General features: G+C 72.1%; 14 protein-coding genes and 1 pseudogene. 9 read left to right on the top strand and 6 right to left on the bottom strand.

Annotated elements, in window-relative coordinates; genetic code table 11:
* Positions 1 to 59 precede the first annotated feature (59 nt).
* Entirely contained in the window at positions 60 to 1,397 is a 1,338-nt protein-coding gene (locus tag C8K38_RS23855; RefSeq protein ID WP_097213886.1) for an acetyl-CoA C-acetyltransferase, read from the bottom strand.
* A gap of 116 nt (positions 1,398 to 1,513) precedes the next feature.
* On the opposite strand from C8K38_RS23855, the gene C8K38_RS23850 reads away from it, so the two are divergent.
* A complete protein-coding gene (locus C8K38_RS23850) occupies positions 1,514 to 2,860 on the top strand; it encodes a 3-oxoacyl-ACP reductase (RefSeq protein WP_097213847.1) in 1,347 nt (448 codons plus the stop codon).
* Positions 2,860 to 3,747, top strand: a complete 888-nt coding sequence (locus C8K38_RS23845) for a MaoC/PaaZ C-terminal domain-containing protein (protein ID WP_097213846.1) — start codon at positions 2,860 to 2,862, stop codon at positions 3,745 to 3,747. The genes C8K38_RS23850 and C8K38_RS23845 overlap by 1 nt, the downstream gene beginning before the upstream one ends.
* A 69-nt stretch (positions 3,748 to 3,816) precedes the next feature.
* Here C8K38_RS23845 and C8K38_RS23840 read toward each other — a convergent pair whose 3' ends face one another.
* Together C8K38_RS23840 and C8K38_RS23835 are read right to left on the bottom strand one after the other, a co-directional pair.
* The gene (locus C8K38_RS23840; protein ID WP_077040206.1) at positions 3,817 to 4,410 is read right to left on the bottom strand and encodes a TetR/AcrR family transcriptional regulator; all 594 of its coding nucleotides are present in this window, start codon (positions 4,408 to 4,410) and stop codon (positions 3,817 to 3,819) included.
* A gap of 125 nt (positions 4,411 to 4,535) precedes the next feature.
* On the bottom strand, positions 4,536 to 5,666 hold the full coding sequence (locus tag C8K38_RS23835; protein ID WP_097213885.1) for a glycoside hydrolase family 3 N-terminal domain-containing protein: 1,131 nt from the start codon (positions 5,664 to 5,666) through the stop codon (positions 4,536 to 4,538).
* Between the two features lie 139 nt (positions 5,667 to 5,805).
* On the opposite strand from C8K38_RS23835, the gene C8K38_RS23830 reads away from it, so the two are divergent.
* The 4 genes from C8K38_RS23830 to C8K38_RS23815 all read left to right on the top strand — a co-directional run bounded on the left by C8K38_RS23830 (position 5,806) and on the right by C8K38_RS23815 (position 12,163).
* Complete coding sequence (locus C8K38_RS23830; protein ID WP_097213845.1) at positions 5,806 to 6,273, top strand: universal stress protein; 468 nt, start codon at positions 5,806 to 5,808, stop codon at positions 6,271 to 6,273.
* 67 nt (positions 6,274 to 6,340) lie between these two features.
* Positions 6,341 to 7,447: an isochorismate synthase gene (locus C8K38_RS23825; protein ID WP_097213844.1), complete on the top strand. Its 1,107-nt coding sequence runs from the start codon at positions 6,341 to 6,343 to the stop codon at positions 7,445 to 7,447.
* An 83-nt stretch (positions 7,448 to 7,530) separates the two neighbouring features.
* A complete protein-coding gene (locus tag C8K38_RS23820; RefSeq protein WP_077040203.1) occupies positions 7,531 to 7,701 on the top strand; it encodes a DUF2613 domain-containing protein in 171 nt (56 codons plus the stop codon).
* A 37-nt stretch (positions 7,702 to 7,738) separates the two neighbouring features.
* Entirely contained in the window at positions 7,739 to 12,163 is a 4,425-nt protein-coding gene (locus C8K38_RS23815; protein ID WP_097213843.1) for an alpha-(1->3)-arabinofuranosyltransferase, read from the top strand.
* A 23-nt stretch (positions 12,164 to 12,186) separates the two neighbouring features.
* Here the strand turns inward: C8K38_RS23815 and C8K38_RS23810 are convergent.
* Positions 12,187 to 13,236: pseudogene (locus tag C8K38_RS23810) on the bottom strand (acyltransferase family protein); the annotation flags it as partial.
* A 202-nt stretch (positions 13,237 to 13,438) separates the two neighbouring features.
* On the opposite strand from C8K38_RS23810, the gene C8K38_RS23805 reads away from it, so the two are divergent.
* Together C8K38_RS23805 and C8K38_RS23800 are read left to right on the top strand one after the other, a co-directional pair.
* Positions 13,439 to 14,614, top strand: coding sequence for a DUF3068 domain-containing protein (locus C8K38_RS23805; RefSeq protein WP_097213842.1), 1,176 nt, complete (start codon positions 13,439 to 13,441; stop codon positions 14,612 to 14,614).
* Positions 14,615 to 14,706: 92 nt separating this feature from the next.
* Positions 14,707 to 15,462 carry a Mut7-C RNAse domain-containing protein gene (locus tag C8K38_RS23800; protein ID WP_097213841.1) on the top strand — a complete coding sequence of 252 codons (756 nt, stop codon included), beginning with the start codon at positions 14,707 to 14,709 and terminating at the stop codon, positions 15,460 to 15,462.
* Here the strand turns inward: C8K38_RS23800 and C8K38_RS23795 are convergent.
* A complete protein-coding gene (locus C8K38_RS23795) occupies positions 15,459 to 16,661 on the bottom strand; it encodes a polysaccharide biosynthesis protein (protein ID WP_097213840.1) in 1,203 nt (400 codons plus the stop codon). The two genes, C8K38_RS23800 and C8K38_RS23795, sit on opposite strands and share 4 nt — an antisense overlap.
* A 6-nt stretch (positions 16,662 to 16,667) precedes the next feature.
* On the opposite strand from C8K38_RS23795, the gene C8K38_RS23790 reads away from it, so the two are divergent.
* Positions 16,668 to 18,491 carry a hypothetical protein gene (locus tag C8K38_RS23790; protein ID WP_373560292.1) on the top strand — a complete coding sequence of 608 codons (1,824 nt, stop codon included), beginning with the start codon at positions 16,668 to 16,670 and terminating at the stop codon, positions 18,489 to 18,491.
* Here C8K38_RS23790 and C8K38_RS23785 read toward each other — a convergent pair.
* On the bottom strand, positions 18,414 to 19,652 hold the full coding sequence (locus C8K38_RS23785) for a glycosyltransferase family 4 protein (protein ID WP_097213882.1): 1,239 nt from the start codon (positions 19,650 to 19,652) through the stop codon (positions 18,414 to 18,416). The genes C8K38_RS23790 and C8K38_RS23785 overlap by 78 nt on opposite strands.
* Positions 19,653 to 19,753: the final 101 nt, after the last annotated feature.

The following is a 19,753-nucleotide window of genomic DNA, read 5'->3' as shown; positions in this document are numbered from 1 at the left end:
CGTGATTCCAGACCGTGCGTCGACAGCAGCAACAGGCTCGGCGGCCTGCCCGTTCGGTTTTACCGCTCGATGATCGCCGTGACGCCCTGGCCACCCGCGGCACAGATGGAGATCAGGCCCCGGCCGGATCCCTTCTCCGCGAGCATCTTTGCCAACGAGGCCACGATGCGGCCGCCGGTCGCCGCGAACGGATGCCCGGCCGCGAGCGAGGAACCGTTGACGTTGAGCTTGCTGCGGTCGATGGAGCCGAGCGCGCCGTCGAGGCCGAGGCGCTCCTTGCAGTACTCGTCCGACTCGAAGGCCTGCAGCGTCGCGAGGACCACCGAGGCGAACGCCTCGTGGATCTCGTAGTAGTCGAAGTCCTGCAGGGTGAGCCCATTGCGGGCCAGCAGGCGCGGGATCGCATAGGTCGGCGCCATCAGCAGCCCGTCGCCACCGTGCACATAGTCGACCGCCGCGGTCTCCGAGTCGACCAGGTGCGCGAGCACCGGCAGGTTCCGCTCGGCCGCCCACTCATCGGTGGACAGCAGCGCCGCCGAGGCACCGTCGGTGAGCGGGGTGGAGTTGCCCGCGGTCATCGTCGCGTCGCCGAGCTTGGTGCCGAACACCGGCTTGAGGGTGGCCAGCTTCTCCACCGTCGAGCCGGGCCGAAGGTTGTCGTCGCGGGTCAGCCCGAGGAACGGGGTGACCAGGTCGTCGAAGAACCCGCGGTCGTAGGCCGCCGCCATGTTCTTGTGGCTGGCCGCGGCGAGCTCGTCCTGGTCCTCCCGACGGACGCCGAACTCCTTGGCGGTGATCGCCGCGTGGTCGCCCATCGACATCCCGGTGCGGGGCTCGCCGTTGCGCGGGATCTCGAGGCCGAGCATGGAGGGGCGCACGTTGCCGAGCAGCTTGATCCGGTCGCCGGTGGTCTTGGCGCGGTTGATCGAGAGCAGGAACTCGCGCAGCGCGTCGTTGACGCCGATCGGGGCGTCGGAGGTGGTGTCGACGCCGCCGCCGATCCCGGCCTCGATCCGGCCGGAGGCGATCGCGTCGCCGACCGCGATGATCGACTGCAGGCCGGTGCCGCAGGCCTGCTGCAGGTCGTAGGCCGGGGTGTACGGGCTCAGCGCGCTGCCGAGGACGCTCTCGCGCATCAGGTTGAAGTCGCGGCTGTGCTTGAGCACAGCGCCGCCGACCACCATGCCGAGCTGCTCGCCCTGCAGGTTGAAGCGACTCACCAGGCCGTCCAGCGTCGAGGTGAACATGTCCTGGTTCGATGCCTGCGCGTACGCCTTGTCGGAGCGCGCGAAGGGGATGCGGTTGCCGCCGACGATGGCGACGGGGCGAAGCTGCTTGCCGCCCGCGCTCGGGGCTGCTGCGGCCGGCTTCTTGGCGGTTCGGGCTCTGGGGGTCACGTCGGTCTCCATGTATGTGGGATCCTGCCTCGACATTGAACTTACTCCAGAGTAAGTTCAATGTCGACACCGCACCCGAAATCCGGGTGCCCCGATTGCGACAAAGAAGGTGGACCGTGGCAGCCAGCAAGGGCGCTCCCGACCTCTACTCCCAGTTCCTCTCCTCCGCGCCGGGCGCGTTCATCGCCAAGCAGGCCGGACTGCCGCAGCCCGAGAAGCTGCGCCGGTACAAGGCAGGCGAGCCTGCGCTGGCAGGCCCGGTGCTGATCGGCGGCAAGGGCCGCCTGGTCGAACCGCTGCGGAACCTGCTCTCCGACTACCCCGCCGCCGCACCCCACGACGACCGCCTCGGCGCGCTCGTCTTCGACGCCACCGGCATCGGCCAGGTCAGCGAGCTGGTCCAGCTCTTCGAGTTCTTCCAGCCGGTGATCCGCAACCTCGCGCCCAGCGCCCGGGTCGTGGTCCTCGGCACCACCCCCGAGGAGACCTCGGGCGTAGACGAGCAGATCGCCCAGCGCGCGCTCGAGGGCTTCACCCGCAGCGTCGGCAAGGAGGTCAAGCGCGGCGCGACGGCGCAGCTGGTCTACGTCTCGCCGAACGCGTCGACCGGGCTGTCCGGCGTCGAGTCCACCCTGCGCTTCCTGCTCTCCGCCAAGTCCGCGTTCGTCGACGGCCAGGTCATCCGCGTCGGCGCAGCCGACTCCGTGGCCCCGGCCTCCTGGGACCGCCCGCTCGAGGGCAAGGTCGCCGTGGTGACCGGTGCCGCCCGCGGCATCGGCGCGACCATCGCCGAGGTGCTCTCGCGCGACGGCGCGAAGGTCATCTGCGCCGACATCCCGGCCGCGGGCGAGGCGCTGTCGGAGACCGCGAACAAGGTCGGCGGCACCGCGCTTGCCCTCGATGTCACCGCCGACGACGCGGGCGAGAAGCTGGCCGAGCACCTGCTCGAGCGCCACGGCGGCGCCGATATCATCGTGCACAACGCAGGCATCACCCGCGACAAGACGCTCGCGAACATGGACGATGCCCGCTGGAACATGGTGATCGCCGTGAACCTGGCTGCCCCGCAGCGGATCACCGACACCCTGCTCGCGAAGGGTGCGCTCCGCGGCGGTGGCCGCGTGGTGGACGTGTCCTCCATCGCCGGCATCGCGGGCAACCGCGGCCAGACCAACTACGGCACCTCCAAGGCAGGCGTCATCGGCCTGGTGCAGGCCACCGCCCCGGTGCTGGCCGAGAAGGACATCACCATCAACGCCGTCGCGCCCGGCTTCATCGAGACCGCGATGACCGCGGCCATCCCGTTCGCCACCCGCGAGGCCGGCCGTCGGATGAGCTCGCTGCTGCAGGGCGGCCAGACCGTCGATGTCGCCGAACTGGTCTCGTACTTCGCCAGCCCCGCGTCCAATGCCGTGACCGGCCAGGTCGTCCGGGTGTGTGGCCAGTCGCTGATCGGCGCCTGATGTCCGCGCGGAAGGGCGATCTCGTGCAGCTCACGGAACAGCCCAAGACACTCGAGATCTACGCCCGCGCTGCGCTCGGCGCGCTGCCCGTCGTCGGCAAGTCCGGCACCAGGCGCAGCCTGCCGAAGCAGACCCTCGCCCTCGAGGGGCTGCGGGTGGACCCGGACAACCTCGCGGCGTACGCGCGGGTGTGCGGGCTGCGGTTCGGCGACACCCTGCCGATCACCTACCCCTTCACCCTGGTCTTCCCGACCGTGATGAAGCTGATGGTCTCGGCCGAGTTCCCGTTCCCGGCAATCGGTTCCGTCCACACGGACAATGTGATCGAGCAGCTGCGCCCGATCTCCGTCAGCGAGCCGCTGGACCTGAAGGTGCACGCGGAGAACATCCGCAGGCACCCCAAGGGCACCCAGGTGGACCTCGTCAGCGAGGTGTCCGTCGGCCGCGAGCTGGTCTGGCGGCAGGTCAGCAGTTTCCTGAAGATGCACCCGACCGGCGAGCCGAAGGAACCGAAGCAGGTGCACGCGGACGAGGTGCCGCCGCGCCCGATGCGGACGCTGCGGGTCGATCAGTCGACCATCAGCCGCTACGCCGCGGTGTCCGGGGACCGGAACCCGATCCACGTCTCCTCCCTCGGCGCCAAGGCGTTCGGGTTCCCGCGCACCATCGCGCACGGGATGTGGAGCGCGGCCGCGGTGCTCGGTGCGATCGAGGGCCGGATCCCGGACCGGGCCACCTATAGCGTCAAGTTCGGCAAGCCGATCGTGCTGCCCGCCACGGTGAACGTCTACGCCGATCAGGTACCCGGACCGGACGGCACCGGCTGGGACCTGGCCCTGCGCCACCCGAAGAAGGGCTATCCGCACCTGACCGCGACCCTGCGGTAAGGCGGCTCCGCCGCCTGTGCGCGGTTGATGAGTCCAGGGACTCGTCAACCGCGCACAGGCGCGCAGCGCCTACTTTTTCTTGCCGGACAGACCGCGCCAGGCCAGGCGCTCGAGCAGATCGGCCGCGGCGTCCACGGCGATCTCCCCGCCCGCGATCCGGTCCGCGACGGCCTCGCCCGCGCCGACCAGTGCGACGGCCATGATGGAGAAGTCGGTCCCCTCGTCGGGATCCTTGGTGCTCGATTCGAGGAGCTTGGCGGTGAGCTCGATCAGCCGGTCGCGGGAGCCGCGCACCTGGCCTGCGAACGCCTGCTGACCGATCGCCTGCCGATAGAGCACCATCCAGGACGAGCGATTCTGATCGACGAAGCCGAGGAACCCGACCAGGGCGGCGCGCAGCTGCTCGCGCGGGGACAGGCTCGGGTCACCCGCGGGCGTGATCGCCTCGACGAACCGCAGGCCCTCGCGGTGGATACAGGCCGCGAACAGCTCCTCCTTGGAGCCGTAGTACAGGTAGAGCATCGGCTTGGAGATCTGCGCGGCAGCGGCGATTGCGTCCATCGACGTGTCGTGAAACCCGTTGACGGAAAACACCTCGACCGCGGCGTCGAGCATCTGCTGCTCGCGAACCGCCCGAGGTAGGCGTTTGGTCCCGCCAGCCATGTGCCCTCCAGAGGTAAGACCCTTTATCTTACTCTAGAGTAAGTAGATCGATTGACGTCCTACATTCTGCCGGATCCGCCCGTTGCGCCCGCACGCGGCCGGTTGCGCCCAGGAAAAAGCCGCCGCTAGCAGGTGACGACGCCCTTGGCCCGCGCCACCCGCAGCACGGAATCGTCCACCTGCTGCTGACTGAGCTTGCCGGAGGCCACCAGCGCCTCGAGGTGGTCGAGGACCTCGGGGACCTCGTCGGTGGTCAGCCATAGCGCGACGTCGGCGCCAGCGGTCAGGGCCGCAGCCACCGCCTGCGGGGTGTCGAGCTTGTCGGTGATCGCGCGCATGCCGCTGAGGTCGTCGGTGAAGATCGGTCCGTCGAAGGCGGGCGCGCCGTACCCGGTCCCCGTCCGCAGCAGGGTCATCGCGGCGGGGCTGATGCTCGCGGGCACGCCCGGCGCGGTCAGCCCCGGCACCTCCAGATGCCCGACCATCACCCCGACGCCGGTGTCCACCAGCTCTCGGAACGGCACCAGGTCGCGGGTCTGCAGCTGGTCCAGCGGCGGCGTGGTGACCGCACCGGTGTGCGAATCACCCGACGCCGCACCATGTCCCGGGAAATGCTTGATCACGGGCAGCAGACCCGCGTCGCGTAGGCCGCGGGCGTACTCCCCGGCGTATTCGGTGACGACGTCCGGATCGTCGCTGAACGAACGGTCCCCGATCACCGAGTTCGCGGGCTGGCTGCTGACGTCCACGACGGGGGCGTAGTCGACGGTGATGCCGAGGCCCCGCAGGCCCCGCCCGCGTTTCAGCGCCATCTCGTAGGTCTGCTCGGGCGTCATCGTCTCGGCCACGGTGCGCGGCGGCGGATCCTCACCGAGCAGGTCCGCGACCCGCGACACCCGGCCGCCCTCCTCGTCGATGCTGACCATCAGCGGCACCTTCGCCACGGCCTCGACCTGCGGCACCTGCTTGCCCGCCAGCATCGACTCGTCGGTCCAGCTGCCGATGAAGATGCCGCCGATCTGCTCCTTCCGCACCACGTCCACCGCGTCGGCGGTCCCGGTCACGCCCACGTTGAGCAGCTGCGCCAGCTTCTGCCGCCCCGTCAGGGACGCGAGGAAGTCGGCACCGCAGTGGGCAGGCAGGGTCTGGTCCCTTGCCCCGGTGACGAGGTCGCGCTCGGGTGCCGCCGACGGGGACGGCGAGGCGGAGGTCGACGGCGCGGTGTCGGTCGCGGTGCTGCCGCAGGACACGAGCATCCCGAGGCCGAGGACGAGGGCGGCGGCGCGGGGCACTCGAGTGATCTTCACCGTTCGAGGGTAGGACAGATCCCCCGTCCGCCACACCCTCCACCGGGTAGCGTGGGAGGTGGATCGCCCCCGAAACGAGGAGGTCTCGATGCCTGCAGACCTGATGCTCATCGCCTACGACGGCTCCGACGATGCCAAGCGCGCAATCGAATACGCCGGCCGCTTTCTCAGCGCCGAACGGGCAGTCGTGATGACCGCCTGGGAACCGATGGTCCGCCAGGCCGCCAGGATGTCCGGGCTGTCCGGCGTGATGCAGCCGGAATGGGTTCCGGACGAGGAGTCCGAGGACATCGCGCTGACCGACGCCAAGGCCATCAACATCGAGGGCCTGGACCTGGCGCGGGACGCGGGCCTCAATGCCGAGGGCCGAACCGTGGAGTGCGTCACCACCATCTGGACCACCATCGTCGAAGCCGCAGACGAACTGAACGCGGACATCATCGTCACCGGCACCCGCGGCACCACGGGGCTGCGGTCCCTGCTGCAGTCCTCGGTTGCCGACCACGTCCTGCGGCACAGTCACCGGCCCGTGCTGATCGTCCCGCCGGGCGCATAGGCCACCGGGCACCGAGCCACCGGCCGGGCAGGCCGTCGCGGGGGCGCGGGACTATCGTCGTGAACCGATGGACGGTTTCCTGCTCTCCCGCGCCGACCGGACCCTGCGCACCTCCGGGAGCCGGGAACGGTTCCACGAGATCGACGCCGCCGCCGAGGCTCTCGCGCGGCGTGACATACCGCTCGTGGTCGGCGCGCTGCCGTTCGACCCCGCCGGACCCGCCGCGCTGACCGCGCCGGAGACCGCGCGTGTCACCGACGGACCGTGGCGGCCGGACTCGCTGCCCGCCCTGCCCACCGTGCGCTTGACCGAGGAACTGCCCGAGCCCGCGGAGCACCTGCGCCGGGTGGCCCGCCTGATCGACCGGCTCCGCGACGGCGACCTGCAGAAGGTGGTCGCGGCGCGCTCGGTGGTGCTCTCGGCCGCCGCGCCCATCGACCCGTGGTCGCTGCTGGCCCGGCTGGTGTCGCGGGACCACGCGGGCAACGGCTTCGGCGTCGACCTGTCGCCCGCGGGCGACGGCTACGCCGGGCACGCTCTCGTCGGGGCCAGCCCCGAGCTGCTGCTGCGCCGCACCGGCCGCGGAGTCGAGTGCTTCCCGCTGGCAGGCACCGCCCCGCGCCACGCCGACCCCGACGAGGACCGCGCCGAGGGGCAGCGGCTGCTGGCCTCGGCGAAGAACCGGTCGGAGCATGCCTTCGTGACCGAGTGGATCCGCTCCGTGCTCGACCCGGTCTGCACCGAACTGACCGTGCCGCAGTCGCCCCGGCTGATCGGCACCCCCGCGGTGTGGCACCTCGGCACCCCGATCGCGGGCGTGCTGCGCGATCCGGCTCCGTCGGCGTTGGAGCTGGCCCGCCTGCTGCACCCGACGCCCGCCGTCGGCGGCACCCCCACCGACGGTGCGATCGTCGCGATCCGCGAGTGCGAGGAGCCGCGCCGGTTCTACGGCGGCGCGGCCGGCTGGTGCGACCACGACGGCGACGGCGAATGGGTGGTGGCCATCCGGTGCGCCGAGATCGACGCGGACGGCCTGCGCGCGCGAGCGTGGGCGGGCGGGGGCATCGTGGCCGCCTCCGACCCCGATTCCGAGCTGGCCGAGACGTCCGCGAAGCTCCGCACGCTGCTCGGGGCGCTCGGCGTCGACCCCGAACCGGCCGGCCGCGGCGCGTAACCGGTAAGCGAACCCGACCGTCGGGTCCCAGGTGATACCTTGACGCGAGACGTTTCCGGTCAGTAGCAAATGGGAGATCCGAGATGAAGTTCCTTGTCCCCGGTGTGGCAAGCGCAGTGATCGGTGCGGTGCTCGGTCTGGGCGCCGTCTTCGGGGTTACTGCGGCCGCGTCGGACAACACTCGTCCGGACATCGATCGCAGCGGCAACGCCGATTCCTCCCTGCTGAACCAGGTTGAGTACGGCAGCCGTTAAGAACGCTGGAAGCGCGAGTTCCCGCACTCCTTCTGTCTTGGCGTCCGAGGCGCCGAACAACGCCCCACTGACCCGTCGGTGGCTGTTCGGCGCCTCCGCCATAGCGTTTCTTCTTGCGTTCCTGCAGGCCCCCGGCCAGCTGGTCGCCGACACCAAGTTCGACCTCACCCAGAACCCGATCGGGTTCCTCGAGCGCGCGTCGCACCAGTGGAGTAGCCAGGCCCCGCTGGGCCAGGTGCAGAACCAGGCCTACGGCTACTTCTTCCCGCACGGCGCCTTCTTCAGCCTCGGCGAGCTCGCGCACATCCCACCGTGGATCACCCAGCGCATCTGGTGGGCGCTGCTGCTCATCGCCGGGTTCTGGGGCATCATCCGGGTAGCCGAGGCCCTCGGCATCGGCAGTCGGAGCTCCCGGATCATCGCGGCCGTGGCGTTCGCGCTGTCGCCGCGGGTCCTGACCACCCTCGGGTCGATCTCCTCCGAGACGCTGCCGATGATGCTGGCGCCCTGGGTGCTGCTGCCGGTCATCCTGGCGACGTCCTCGCTCGTGAGCACTTCCGGCCCCCGGGCGGACCAGAAGTACTCACCGGCGCGGCTCGCCGCCCAGTCGGCGCTCGCTGTCGCACTGATGGGCTCGGTGAACGCCGTCGCCACCGCGGCCGCGTGCCTGGTCGCGGCCCTGTGGTGGGCCGCGCACCGCCCGAACCGGCGCTGGTGGATCTTCACCGCGTGGTGGATCCCGCTCTGCGTGGTCGCGACGGCGTGGTGGATGGTGCCGCTGCTGCTGCTCGGCAAGGTCAGTCCCCCGTTCCTGGACTACATCGAGTCGTCCGGGGTCACCACCCAGTGGACGAACCTGGCGGAGGTGCTGCGCGGCACCGACAGCTGGACGCCGTTCGTCTCGCCCGAGCGGATCGCGGGCGCGGTGCTGGTCACCCAGCCCGCCGCGGTCCTCGCGACCGGACTGATCGCCGCCGCAGGCATGGCCGGCCTGGCGATGCGTTCGATGCCGGCCAAGGGCAGGCTGGCGCTGATCCTGTTCGTCGGGCTCGCGGGCCTGGCCGCGGGCTACGTCGGCGACCTCGGCTCCCCCATCGCCGAGCAGGTCCGGGTGTTCCTCGACTCCGGCGGCGCCCCGCTGCGCAACGTGCACAAGCTCGAGCCGCTGGTCCGGCTGCCGCTGGTCCTCGGTCTCGCGCACCTGCTCGGCAAGGTCCCGCTGCCGGGGTCGGTCCCCCGCGCCCGCTGGCGGACCGCGCTCGCGCACCCCGAACGCGAGCCGATGGTCGCGCTGACCAGCCTGATCCTGGTCGCGCTCACCCTGGCGACCTCGCTGGCCTGGACCGGCAAGCTCGCGCCCCGCGGGGCCTACCCGGAGGTGCCGAGGTACTGGCACGAGGCCGCGGACTGGCTCGGCGAGCACGCGGCGGGCACCTCCCCCGACGGGTCCGACGCGCAGCGCGCGCTGCTGGTGCCCGGCGCCCCGTTCGCGACCCAGTTCTGGGGGCTGACCCGCGACGAGCCGATGCAGGCACTGGCCGACACCCCGTGGGCGGTGCGCGACGCGGTGCCGCTCGTACCGCCCGGCGCCATCCGCGCGCTGGACTCCGTGCAGCGCCTGGTGGCGGACGGCAGCCCCTCGGCAGGCCTCGCGGAAACCCTGCTGGGACAGGGCATCGGCTATGTCGTGGTGCGCAACGACCTGGACCCGGAGACGTCCCGCTCGACCCGTCCGGCGCTGGTCCACCAGGCGATCGACGGGTCGCCGGGACTGGAGAAGGTCGCGCAGTTCGGTGAGGACATCGGCGCGGGCGAGGCCGACGGGCTGGTCACCGACAGCGACCTGCGGCCCAAGTACCCGGCCGTCGAGATCTACCGGGTCACCGTCCCGGCCCTGCCGAGCGCCGTCGGCTCCGGCCCGTACACCGTGGACTTGAACGGGACGCCGAGGGTGCAGGGCGGACCGGAATCGTTGCAGCGCTTGGCCGCACGACGCGACCTGGGCGACGCCGGCCTTGACCTGCCCGCAGGCCCGGTCCTGCTGGCCGCCGACGCCGAGCGCGCCGGACTGCCGGTGGACTCGGTGGTCGTGACGGACACCCCGACCGACCGCGAGACCGACTACGGCCAGGTCGACAACCACAGCTCGGCGCTGCGTACCCCCGACGACCCCCGGCGAACCCACAACCTGGTGCCGGACTACCCGGTGTCGGGAGCCCCGCTCGTCACGGGCGAATGGGACGGCGCGCGGATCACGGTGTCCAGCTCGGCCGCCGACGCCACCCAGCTCGGCGGCACCGCGCCCGGCAGCGGTCCTGCGGCAACCGTGGACGGCGACCCGGCGACCGGCTGGTTCAGCAACGGCCTGGAAAGTGCTCTCGGACAGTGGATCCGATTGGACTTCGACGCGCCCGTGACCAGCGGCCTGCTGAAACTGCGGACCAGCCCCGGGGCGCTCGGCGTGCCCGTCAAGCAGCTCGAGGTGACCACACCCAACGGCAGCACCGCCGTCCGCGTCGGCAAGCCGGGCGAGGTGATCACGGTGTCCCTGCCGACCGGCAAGACGGACTGGCTCAAGATCACCGCGACCAAGACCGAGGACGGCTCGGTGGGCACCCAGTTCGGTGTCAGCGAGATCTCCGTCGAGGATTTCTCCGATCGCGATGCCCCCGTGCAGGTGCCGATCCGATTCCGCACCGTGCTGCCGCCCACCCCGGCGGACGCGACCGTCGCGGGCTGGGACCTCGGCCAGGAACTGCCCGGCCGGACCGGCTGCGTCGAGGCGCCGGACCGGGTGCGGTGCAGCCGGGGACTCGGCCTCGCCCCGGAGGAGCCGGGCACCTTCCAGCGCACCCTGTCCGTACCTACAGCCACCGCGGTGACACCGCAGCTGGTCCTCCGCTCCCGGCAGGGCCCGGCGCTCGACGCGCTACTCGCCGAGCCCGGCCGCGCACAGGCCGTCGGGCAGGCCGCCGTGGGCGACCTGCTCGGGTCCGCCTTCGCCGCCACCGACGGTGACCCCCGCACGGCGTGGACCGCATCCGAGGACACCACCAGCGGCAAGGATGCGAAACCGACTCTGATGGTGAATCTTCCGGAGCCGACACTGGTGACGGGGCTGAACCTGATGCCGAGCCTCGGCGCCCTCCCCGCGGCCCCGACCACCGTCGCGGTCGACCTCGGCACCGGCCCCCAGGTCCGGGAGCTGAGCGACGACGAACCGATCCGCCTCGAACCCGCCGTCACCGACCGCATCGTGCTCAGCCTGGTCGACTGGGAGGACGTCCTCGACCAGACCGCCCTCGGCTTCGCGAAGGTGCAGCCGGCCGGGCTCGCGGAGATCGGCGTCCTCACCACCACCGAGGACGGAACCGACCTGGTGGTGGCAGGCACCGGGGTGGAGGAACAGCCCACCGACCGGACCGTCACCGTCGGCTGCGCCGACGGGCCGACACTCTCGCTCGCCGGGCGGACGCTGCGCGCCTCCGTCACCGCGACCGTGGGGCAGTTGCGCTCCGGCGCGCCGGTGCCCGCGACCGTGTGTCCGGACGACACCGGCGCGGTCGACGAAACCGAGAGCACCGCAGTCGATCCCGATGCGCTCGCGGCAACCGTGATCTCGCTGCCCGCCGGACGTCAGGACGTCACCGTCGCGCCCGGCGCCGCATTCTTCGTCGACGGACTGCAGCTCGCCGCCACCCCCTCGGCCGGAACGGCCCCGGTGGCACAGGACGCCGTCCGCGTGCCCACCGACGGATGGACCCCCAACCAGCGGGCACTGCGGGTGGCCGCCCCCGACGGCGACCGGCTGCTTGTGGTGCCGGAGTCCCACAACATCGGCTGGGTCGCCACCGCACCGAACGGCGCCGAGCTGACGCCGGTCGTCGTCAACGGCTGGCAGCAGGGCTGGATCGTGCCCGCGGGCACCGAGGGCACCGTCGTCCTCGAGTTCCCGACCGACCGCTGGTACCGGCTCGGTATCTTCGGCGGCCTCCTGCTGCTGATCCCGCTGCTGCTGCTGGCGGTTATCCCCGCCCGTCGACGCGTGGCCGCAGGCCCGGCGCCGCGGACCTGGCACGCCGTCACCGTCGGCTACCTCGGGCTACTCGCGCTGGCGACGGTGATCGCCGGACTGCCGGGCACGATCGTCGCGGCGCTGGTGACCGGCCTGGCACTGATCCTGCGCGTCCGACGGGGGCCTGCCAGTGCCGCGCGCATCCTGGTCGGAATCGCCGGGGCGGGCAGCATGCTCAGCGCCGCCTTGCTGTCCACCGGTCCGTGGCGGGCGCTCGACGGCTACGTCGGCCACTCGGTGCTCGTTCAGCTCCCGGCGCTGATCGCGGTGGTCGCGGTGGGGCTGGCCGCGTTGCCGCTGGCTTCCTCGGCACGCGCCGCCCGGGCATTGCGGCGTCTTTCCCAGTTCTTCACCGCGAGGCGGGTCGGCTCCTCGACCAGCGCGTAGCTCGCGGAGGCGACGGCCAGACTCAGGCAGGTCGTCACCACGAGCACGAACACGAAACTCCCGCTGAACGGCACGATGCCGAATACCGGGAAGATGATCGACAGCACCGCGAGGTGCCAGATGAACAGCCCGTAGGACCAGCGCCCGATCGTCAGCGAGAGCGGGCTCGCCAGGATCCGGTGCTTCTCGGTGTCGCCGAGCACCAGCGGCGCCAGCAGCGCGAACGCGAGCACCGCGCCCAACGCGATCTTCACCGAGTACTGCCACGGCTCGGCGCGGGTGAGCCCTTCCGGCCCAGCCAGATCCGTGCACGAGAGCGCGAACGCGGCCACCGCGATCGCTCCCATCAACACGCGCCTGCGCGCCAGCCGGTGCACCGGGCCGTCGACCTGCAGCGTGAGTTCGGCCAGCACCATGCCCGCCGCGAACCACGGCAGGTATCCGGGCAGCCAGTTGTCGGAGTGGATGGCCTCCGGGGTCGGCACCGGCACGAACACCCAGCCCAGGCTGAGCGCCGCCGCGCCGAGCAGCACCGGGACCCGCAGTCGCGCGGTCGCACCGCGCAGGCCGACGAACGCCAGCGCGATCAGCGGGAGCAGCGCGTAGAACGCCACCTCCACCGACAGGCTCCACATCTGGGTCAGTCCGCCGGTCAGCGTCAGCGGCACGAACACCTGGGCAAGGCCGAGGTTCGCCAGCCACACCTGCAGCCCGCCGCCCGCCTCAGGGAGGAACAGCAGGATCAGCACGACTGCCACCCAGTAGGCGGGCAGGATACGGGCGGCACGGTGCATCAGGTACCGCCCGACCGGCGGGGTCGAGCCCAGTCCGCGGGCGGCCACCGCGTGCGGGCGCCACAGCAGGAACCCGGACAGCGCGAAGAACAACGCCACCGCCATGTCGAATCGGCCCCAGATGCGGCCGAGCACCGGATCACCCGTCGCGCCGGTCTGAAATGCGACGTGGGTGACCAGCACACCGAGCGCGGCGAATCCCCGCATGCCCTCCAACGCGGGGATGAACCCGCGCGGTGCTGACACGACCTGCTGCGGGTGGGAAGCCTCGGTACTCATTTGCCGACCAGTGTGCCCCAGCCCCGGTGTGTCCGAGGAGGACACCCGGATGCCATGACACGGAAATACGGCGTGCCAGCGCAATCGGACACTGGACACTGTTACTGTCTGGCTCACTGAGTGTCGCAACCCGGACGCTCTGCGATCGGTGCCGCCCACGGCAGCACCTCGGGCTGACAATGATTGACGAAGGAGATTCAGCATGGCGGGACGCTCAGGGCCGAGCAGGACACTTGCCTGCATCCTGGTGGGGCTCGGCGCTTTCCTATTGGCGGCCGCTGTCCTCATCCCGACGTACACCGTCGGCAAGCTGAAGAAGACACCGCTCGACCTCGAGGTCACCACGGTGGCCGAGGGCATCGGCGACGTCCTCGACTCGAAGTCCCTGACCGCAGGCAAGGCCGTCGTCAACAACAACGTGCCGCTGGTCGCCCAGCGTTACGTCACCGTCGTCGACCCGTCCGACGCCGAGAAGATCACCGTCCAGGCCGGACAGACGCTGCGCCGCACCGACAAGCAGGGCGACACCGGCCTGCTGACCGCGAGCGTCGACACCGTCACCCTGGACCGGGTCAGCTCGATGCCGATCCAGGACCCGATCGGGTCGATCCAGACGCAGCCCGACAAGCCGGCCGACGAGGTCGAGCACACCGGCCTGCAGTACAAGTGGCCGTTCGACGCCGAGCAGCAGGCGTACCCGTACTTCGACATCAACTCCCGGTCCACCCACGACATCAATTTCGTCGAGGAGACCGAGATCAACGGCCTGAAGGTGTACCACTACAACCAGAAGGTGGAGCCGGTCGACCTGTCCAAGGTCGTCGCCTCGCCGACGAACAAGCTGACCCTGCCCGCCGCCACCTGGGGCGTCGAGGGCGGCGACGCACCGGTCACCATGACCCGCTGGTACGCCAACGAGCGCGACACCTGGGTCGACCCGGTCACCGGCGTCGTCGTCAAGGGCCAGGAGAAGCTGTACCAGTACTACGCCCGCACGGCCGACAAGCCCGAGGTCACGGTCATCAAGGCCACACTGCCGTTCAACGAGGACACCATCGAGTACCAGATCGGCCAGGCCAAGGACGGCGCGGACAAGCTGTCCATGTTCGGCCGCACCCTGCCGATCATCCTCGGCGTCCTCGGCCTGATCTCCCTGATCGCGGGCATCTTCCTCGGCGTCCGCGGAGGCAGCGGACCGAAGACCCCCGCCGCCGCGAACGGCGCGGACACCACCCCGAGCGGCCCCGCGCACGAGTCGTACGACTCCGGCAACGCGGAGACCGAGCAGTTCCCGCGTCACGACTGGACCTCGGACAAGACGGAGGAGTTCCCGGCCGTCGACACCCGCGACCAGGAACCGCCGACCACCCGCCTGTAGGCAAGCACGCAACGCGAAGGGCCCGCACTCATCTCGAGTGCGGGCCCTTCGCGTTGCCGGGCGTAGGTTGGGCGGTAGTCGAGAGTGCGCACATGAGTCCGTCCCGTCGCCACTGCGAGTTCCGCTTCTACGAGGAGCTGAACGGCTTCCTGCCGCCCGCGCTGCGCAAGCGCGACGTCGCGCACGACTTCGACGGCACCCCGACGGTGAAGGACCGGATCGAGTCGCTCGGCGTGCCGCACACCGAGGTCGACCTGATCCTGGTCGACGGCGACTCCGTCGGATTCGGGCACCGACTGCACGGCGGCGAACGGGTCGCGGTCTACCCCGTGTTCGAGCGCTTCGATCTGGACGGCCTCACCCGACTGCGCCCGCTGCCATTGCGGGAGCCGCGGTTCGCGGCCGACGTGCACCTGGGCCGGCTCGCCTCCTACCTCCGTCTGCTCGGCTTCGACTGCCTGTACCGCAACGACTTCGCGGACGAGGAGTTGCTCGCGCTCTCGCTGAGCGAGCACCGGACGGTACTGACCCGCGACATCGGTCTGCTCAAACGCGCGGCCCTGCGCCGCGGCGCCTTCCTGCACGAGACCGACCCGCGTCGGCAGCTCCGCGAGGTGCTGGACCGGTTCCAGCTGGATGCGCGAATCGCGCCGCTGACCCGGTGCGCCCGCTGCAACGGGCCCGTCGCCCCGGTGCCGAGGCGGGTCGCGGCGGGACTGGTACCGGCGGGCGTGGCCCGCGAACAGCGCGAGTTCAGCCGCTGCGGTTCCTGCGGCCGGATGTACTGGCCTGGCAGTCACCTGGTGCGGCTGCGTCGGCGGCTGGGCGAGGTCGGGGTGTGGCTCTAGCTCTCCGCGGCGCCGTCGGCGCCGCGCAGGGCCGCGACGCTCACCACCGCCGCCGCCGATGCGGCCGTGACCACCGCGATCGTGATCAACTGCCGGATCGTCGAGGCGAAGCCCAGGATCAGGACGACCTCCACCGCCAGCGCCACCCACGCGGCCAACGCCAGCCGGGTGCGCTCGCGCGCGATCGCCGACAGGAGCGCCCCCTGCAGCACCGCGAGGCACGCCCCGTCGAGCGCGAACAACCACAGCAGGCCCTGCACCGGCGCGTAGGCCTGCCCTACCAGCATCGGCGCCAGCGGCGCGACCAACGCGACGCCCGCGACCGTGACCGCGCCGAGCCCCACCAGCACGCCGAGCGCCGAGCGCACCGCCCGCGCCGAGTGCGTCGGGCTGGCCATCCTCGGGTACAGCACCACCCCGACCGCGGCGGGCAGCCAGAAGGCCGCCTTCGTCGCCACCGCGCCCAGTGCGTACTGCCCGGCCTGCGCCTCGTCGAGCACGACCCGGGTCAGCAGCAGGTCCGCCGAGGACAGTGCGATCAGCGCCAGCTGGACCTGAGAGGCCCGCAGCACCGCCGCGACCCCGACCGGGACGGCCCGCTCGGCACCGGCGATCGTGCCCTCGCGGCCGACCAGCACCCGGGCGCCCGCGGCCACCGCGCCGGTCCCGATCGCCGCCACCGTCAGCGCGGCGCCCGCCCCCCACCCGATCGCAAGGGCCGCGACCGCGGGCACCACCTTGGCGATGCCCGTGGCGGCCAGGATCACGCTCAGCTCACCGAAGCGGCCGCGTCCCTGCAGGAGTCCCTGTTCGGTGGCCAGCAGGACCAGCAGCGGCGCCGTGAGCAGCGCGGCGGCGGTCGGACCGACCCCGGTGTCCAGTACCGCCGCCACCGGGACCACGAGCGCCGCGGCGAGCACCGCGACGATCACCGCGCACCGGCGGCCGAGGCCGCGGAGCGCGGCGTCGCCCCCGCCGAGCACCACCTCGCGGGCGACCACAGTCTGCAGGGCGAGCGCGGGCACCGCGAGGACCAACTGGGCGGCGAGCAGGCTCGCGAACTCGCTGTAGCCGGCCGGCCCCAGCCAGCGGCTGGCGAGCAGAGCCAGCACGTACGAGGCCAGATTCGCGGTCATCGAGCCGACCGTCACCATCGTCATCCCGGCCACCGCGGAGGTGGCGGCGGGGCGAGGTGTCATCCGCCCATGATCGCACCCGTTATCGTCGGGACCATGATCGCGCGGCCCGCGGGGCTCACCCGGGCCGTTCCCGCGCTGTATTCGCTTGCGCTCGCGGCGCTCGTCCTCGGGCCGCTGCTCGGACCCGGATACCTCCTGCTGCGCGACGCGGTGAGCACCCCCCGCTCGTACCTGACCGATTCGGCATTGGGGCTGACCGACGCCGCCGCGCGCGCGGTCCCGCAGGACGCCTTGATCGCCGCGCTGACGTCGGTCGTGGACGGCGGTCTGGTGGTGAAGGCGATCCTGCTGTCGGCGCTGTGGCTCGCCGGGTGGGGCGCGGCCAGGATGGTCGCCGCGCTGCTCCCGACGACCGGACTCGGTCCGCAGCTGCTGGCCTCGACGGTGCTGCTGTGGAACCCGTACGTGGCCGAGCGGCTGTTGCAGGGGCACTGGAGCCTGCTGACCGGGTACGCGGCGCTGCCGTGGACGGTGCTCGCCGCGCTGCGCCTGCGGCGCTCCCCCGTCCCGTGGTCGCCGCGGTCGTGGTGCCCGCTCGGGCTCACGCTGGCGGCCGCCGGGCTCACCCCGACCGGCGCGCTGCTGGCCAGCACGCTGGCCGCAATGTTGCTGGCCCTTCCTGGCGGCGCGGGCGCGCGGTGGTCGCGGCTGGCGGTGACCGCCGCGCTGGCGGTGGTGGCGTCGGCGCCGTGGCTGACCGCGACGGCGCTCTCCGGCGCCGGGGCACAGGGATCGGACCCTGCCGGGGTGGCGGCGTTCGCCGCGCGCGCCGAGCCGGGACTGGGGACGCTCGGCAGCCTGGCCGGGCTCGGCGGGATCTGGAACTCCACGGCGGTCCCGGCGACCAGGACCGGGATCTTCGCCCTGGTCGGGACGGCGGTGCTGCTGGCGGTGGTCGCGTGCGGGCTGCCCGCGCTGTGGCGGCGCCGCGGCAACCCGGTGATCGTGGCGCTGGCCGTGGTCGCGGCCGCGGCGGTCCTGCTGCCCGCGCTGGCCGCCACCGGCTGGGGCCTGACCGCGGGCGAATGGGCGGCGACCCGGGTGCCCGGCGCCGGGCTGCTGCGCGACGCCCAGAAGTGGGTGGCGCTGGCGGTGCCGTTCTACGCGCTGGCCGCGGCGGCCGGGGCCGGAGCACTGGCCCGGCTCGGCGGCCGGGTGTTCGGCACGGCCACCGCCGGGCGGACCCGAACGGGGGTCGCCGCCGCGGTCGGGATCGTCGCGGTGCTGATCGCGCTGCCCGACCTGGCCTGGGGGGTGGGCGGGGCGCTGCGGCCGGTGCACTATCCGGCGTCCTGGGAGCGCGTCGCCTCGCAGCTGCGGACCGCCGACGAGAGCGGCGACGTCGCGGTGCTGCCCGCGGGGATGTTCCGGCTCTTCCCCTACAGCGGCGACGCCCCCGTCCTCGATCCGGCACCGCGGATGCTGCCCGAGGACGTGCTGCAGACCGGCGAGCTGATCGTCGCGGAGGGCACCGTCGAGGGCGAGGGCAGCAGGGCCCGCGACGTCGAACGACTGCTGCTCGCAGGCGAAGACGCGGATGACCTGGAAAACCTGGGGGTGCGGTGGGTGCTGGTCGAGCACAGCACCCCGGGCCCGCTTGCGCAGTCGCGCCGCACGCTCGATCAGCTCGACGAGGTGTACGCCGACGAGGAGTTGTCGCTGTACCGGGTGGCCGGGCCCGTCGAGATCACCGCCGCCGACCCCGCGCGCCGCGCGGCCTCTGTCGCGGCCCACCTGGTGTGGGCGGCGTTGCTAGCCGGCAGCGCGCTGGGACTTCTGGCCCACAGGGCCCGCGACCGCCGCGGCCGGGGCCGCACCGATCAGGCCTGAGACGGGCCGCCCGGCGGCCGACGCCGACAGCACCGTGCGCACCCCGGACGCGGTCTGCGCCCAGGAGAACTCCGCGGCCCGCGCGCGGGCCTTCTCGCCGAGCTCGGCGCGCTGCTCCGCGTCCGCCAGGAGGGATTCCACCGCCTCGGTCAGGTCCGCGACGTCGCTGTTCGCGACCTCGTCGCCGCCGACCAGCGACCCGGTGACCCCGTCGATGATCGAATCGGTCAGGCCCCGCGAGCTGCGGTAGCCGACGGTCGGGACGCCGTGCAGGGCGGCCTCGATCACGGCGAGACCCCAGCCCTCCTTGCGCGAGGGCATCACGTGCACCCAGGACCGGGAGAGCAGCTCGTGCTTGCGATCCTCGGGGACGTGCCCGTGGAAGGTGACGGCGTCGGCGATGCCGAGTTCGTGCGCGCGGTCCCGGAGGTTCTCCTCCCACCAGCCGCCGCCGATCACGTCCAGGTGCAGCTCGGGGGTGTCGCGACGCAGCGTCGCGACGGCGGAGAGGGCGTCCTCGATCTGCTTGTGCGGCACCAGCCTCGAGAGCACGCACACGCTGGGGTGTTCGGTGCGGGTGTCGTCGGACCCGATCCGCACGGCGGGCGGGACCGAGTCGGCGCCGTTGCGCACCACCGCGATCCGTTCCCGGTCGACGCCGAGCGCGGTGAGCTCCTCCGCGGAGGGCAGAGACACCGTCAGGTACTGGTTGCGGCGGTGTACCCGCGGCGACAGGGTGGACTCGACCCACCAGCCGACGCGCGCCATCAGCCGTCCGGCCACCGGCCACTGCTCGCGGTGGCAGTGGTGCACGAGGACCGTGACCGGGGCGCCCGCGACCGCGCGCGCGAAGAAGGGGATGCCGTTCTGGGTGTCGATCACCGCGTCCGGGCGCACGCCCTTGAGGGGGCCGATGCCGAGGCGACCGAGCGCGATGGCGGCCAGCGCCCGCGGGTAGACGGTCAGCCGCCCGCCGCCGCGACTGATCGCGATGCCGTCGAGGGTGTCCGTGCGCGGCGCGCCCCGGTAGCGGGCGGTGCGCAGCGTGACCTTGACGCCCTGCTCGGCGAGTCCGGCCCCGACCTGCTCCAGGTACCGCTCGCTGCCGCCGCCCTGCGGGTGCCCGCTGTCACGCCAGCACAACAGCAGAACCTCGCGCACGGTCACAACTCCTGTTTCGGATGCCTACGGCCGCGGTGGCGGTCAAGTGGACACAATAACCGCTGCGCAGCGCGATCGTGTCCGCTACGGTGATCCGTCGA

The sequence above is a fragment of the Rhodococcus sp. OK611 genome (assembly GCF_003050885.1).
GTDB lineage: Bacteria > Actinomycetota > Actinomycetes > Mycobacteriales > Mycobacteriaceae > Rhodococcus_G > Rhodococcus_G oryzae.
The sequence above is the reverse complement of the archived record's forward strand: the minus strand, read 5'-3'. Positions and strand labels throughout refer to the sequence as shown.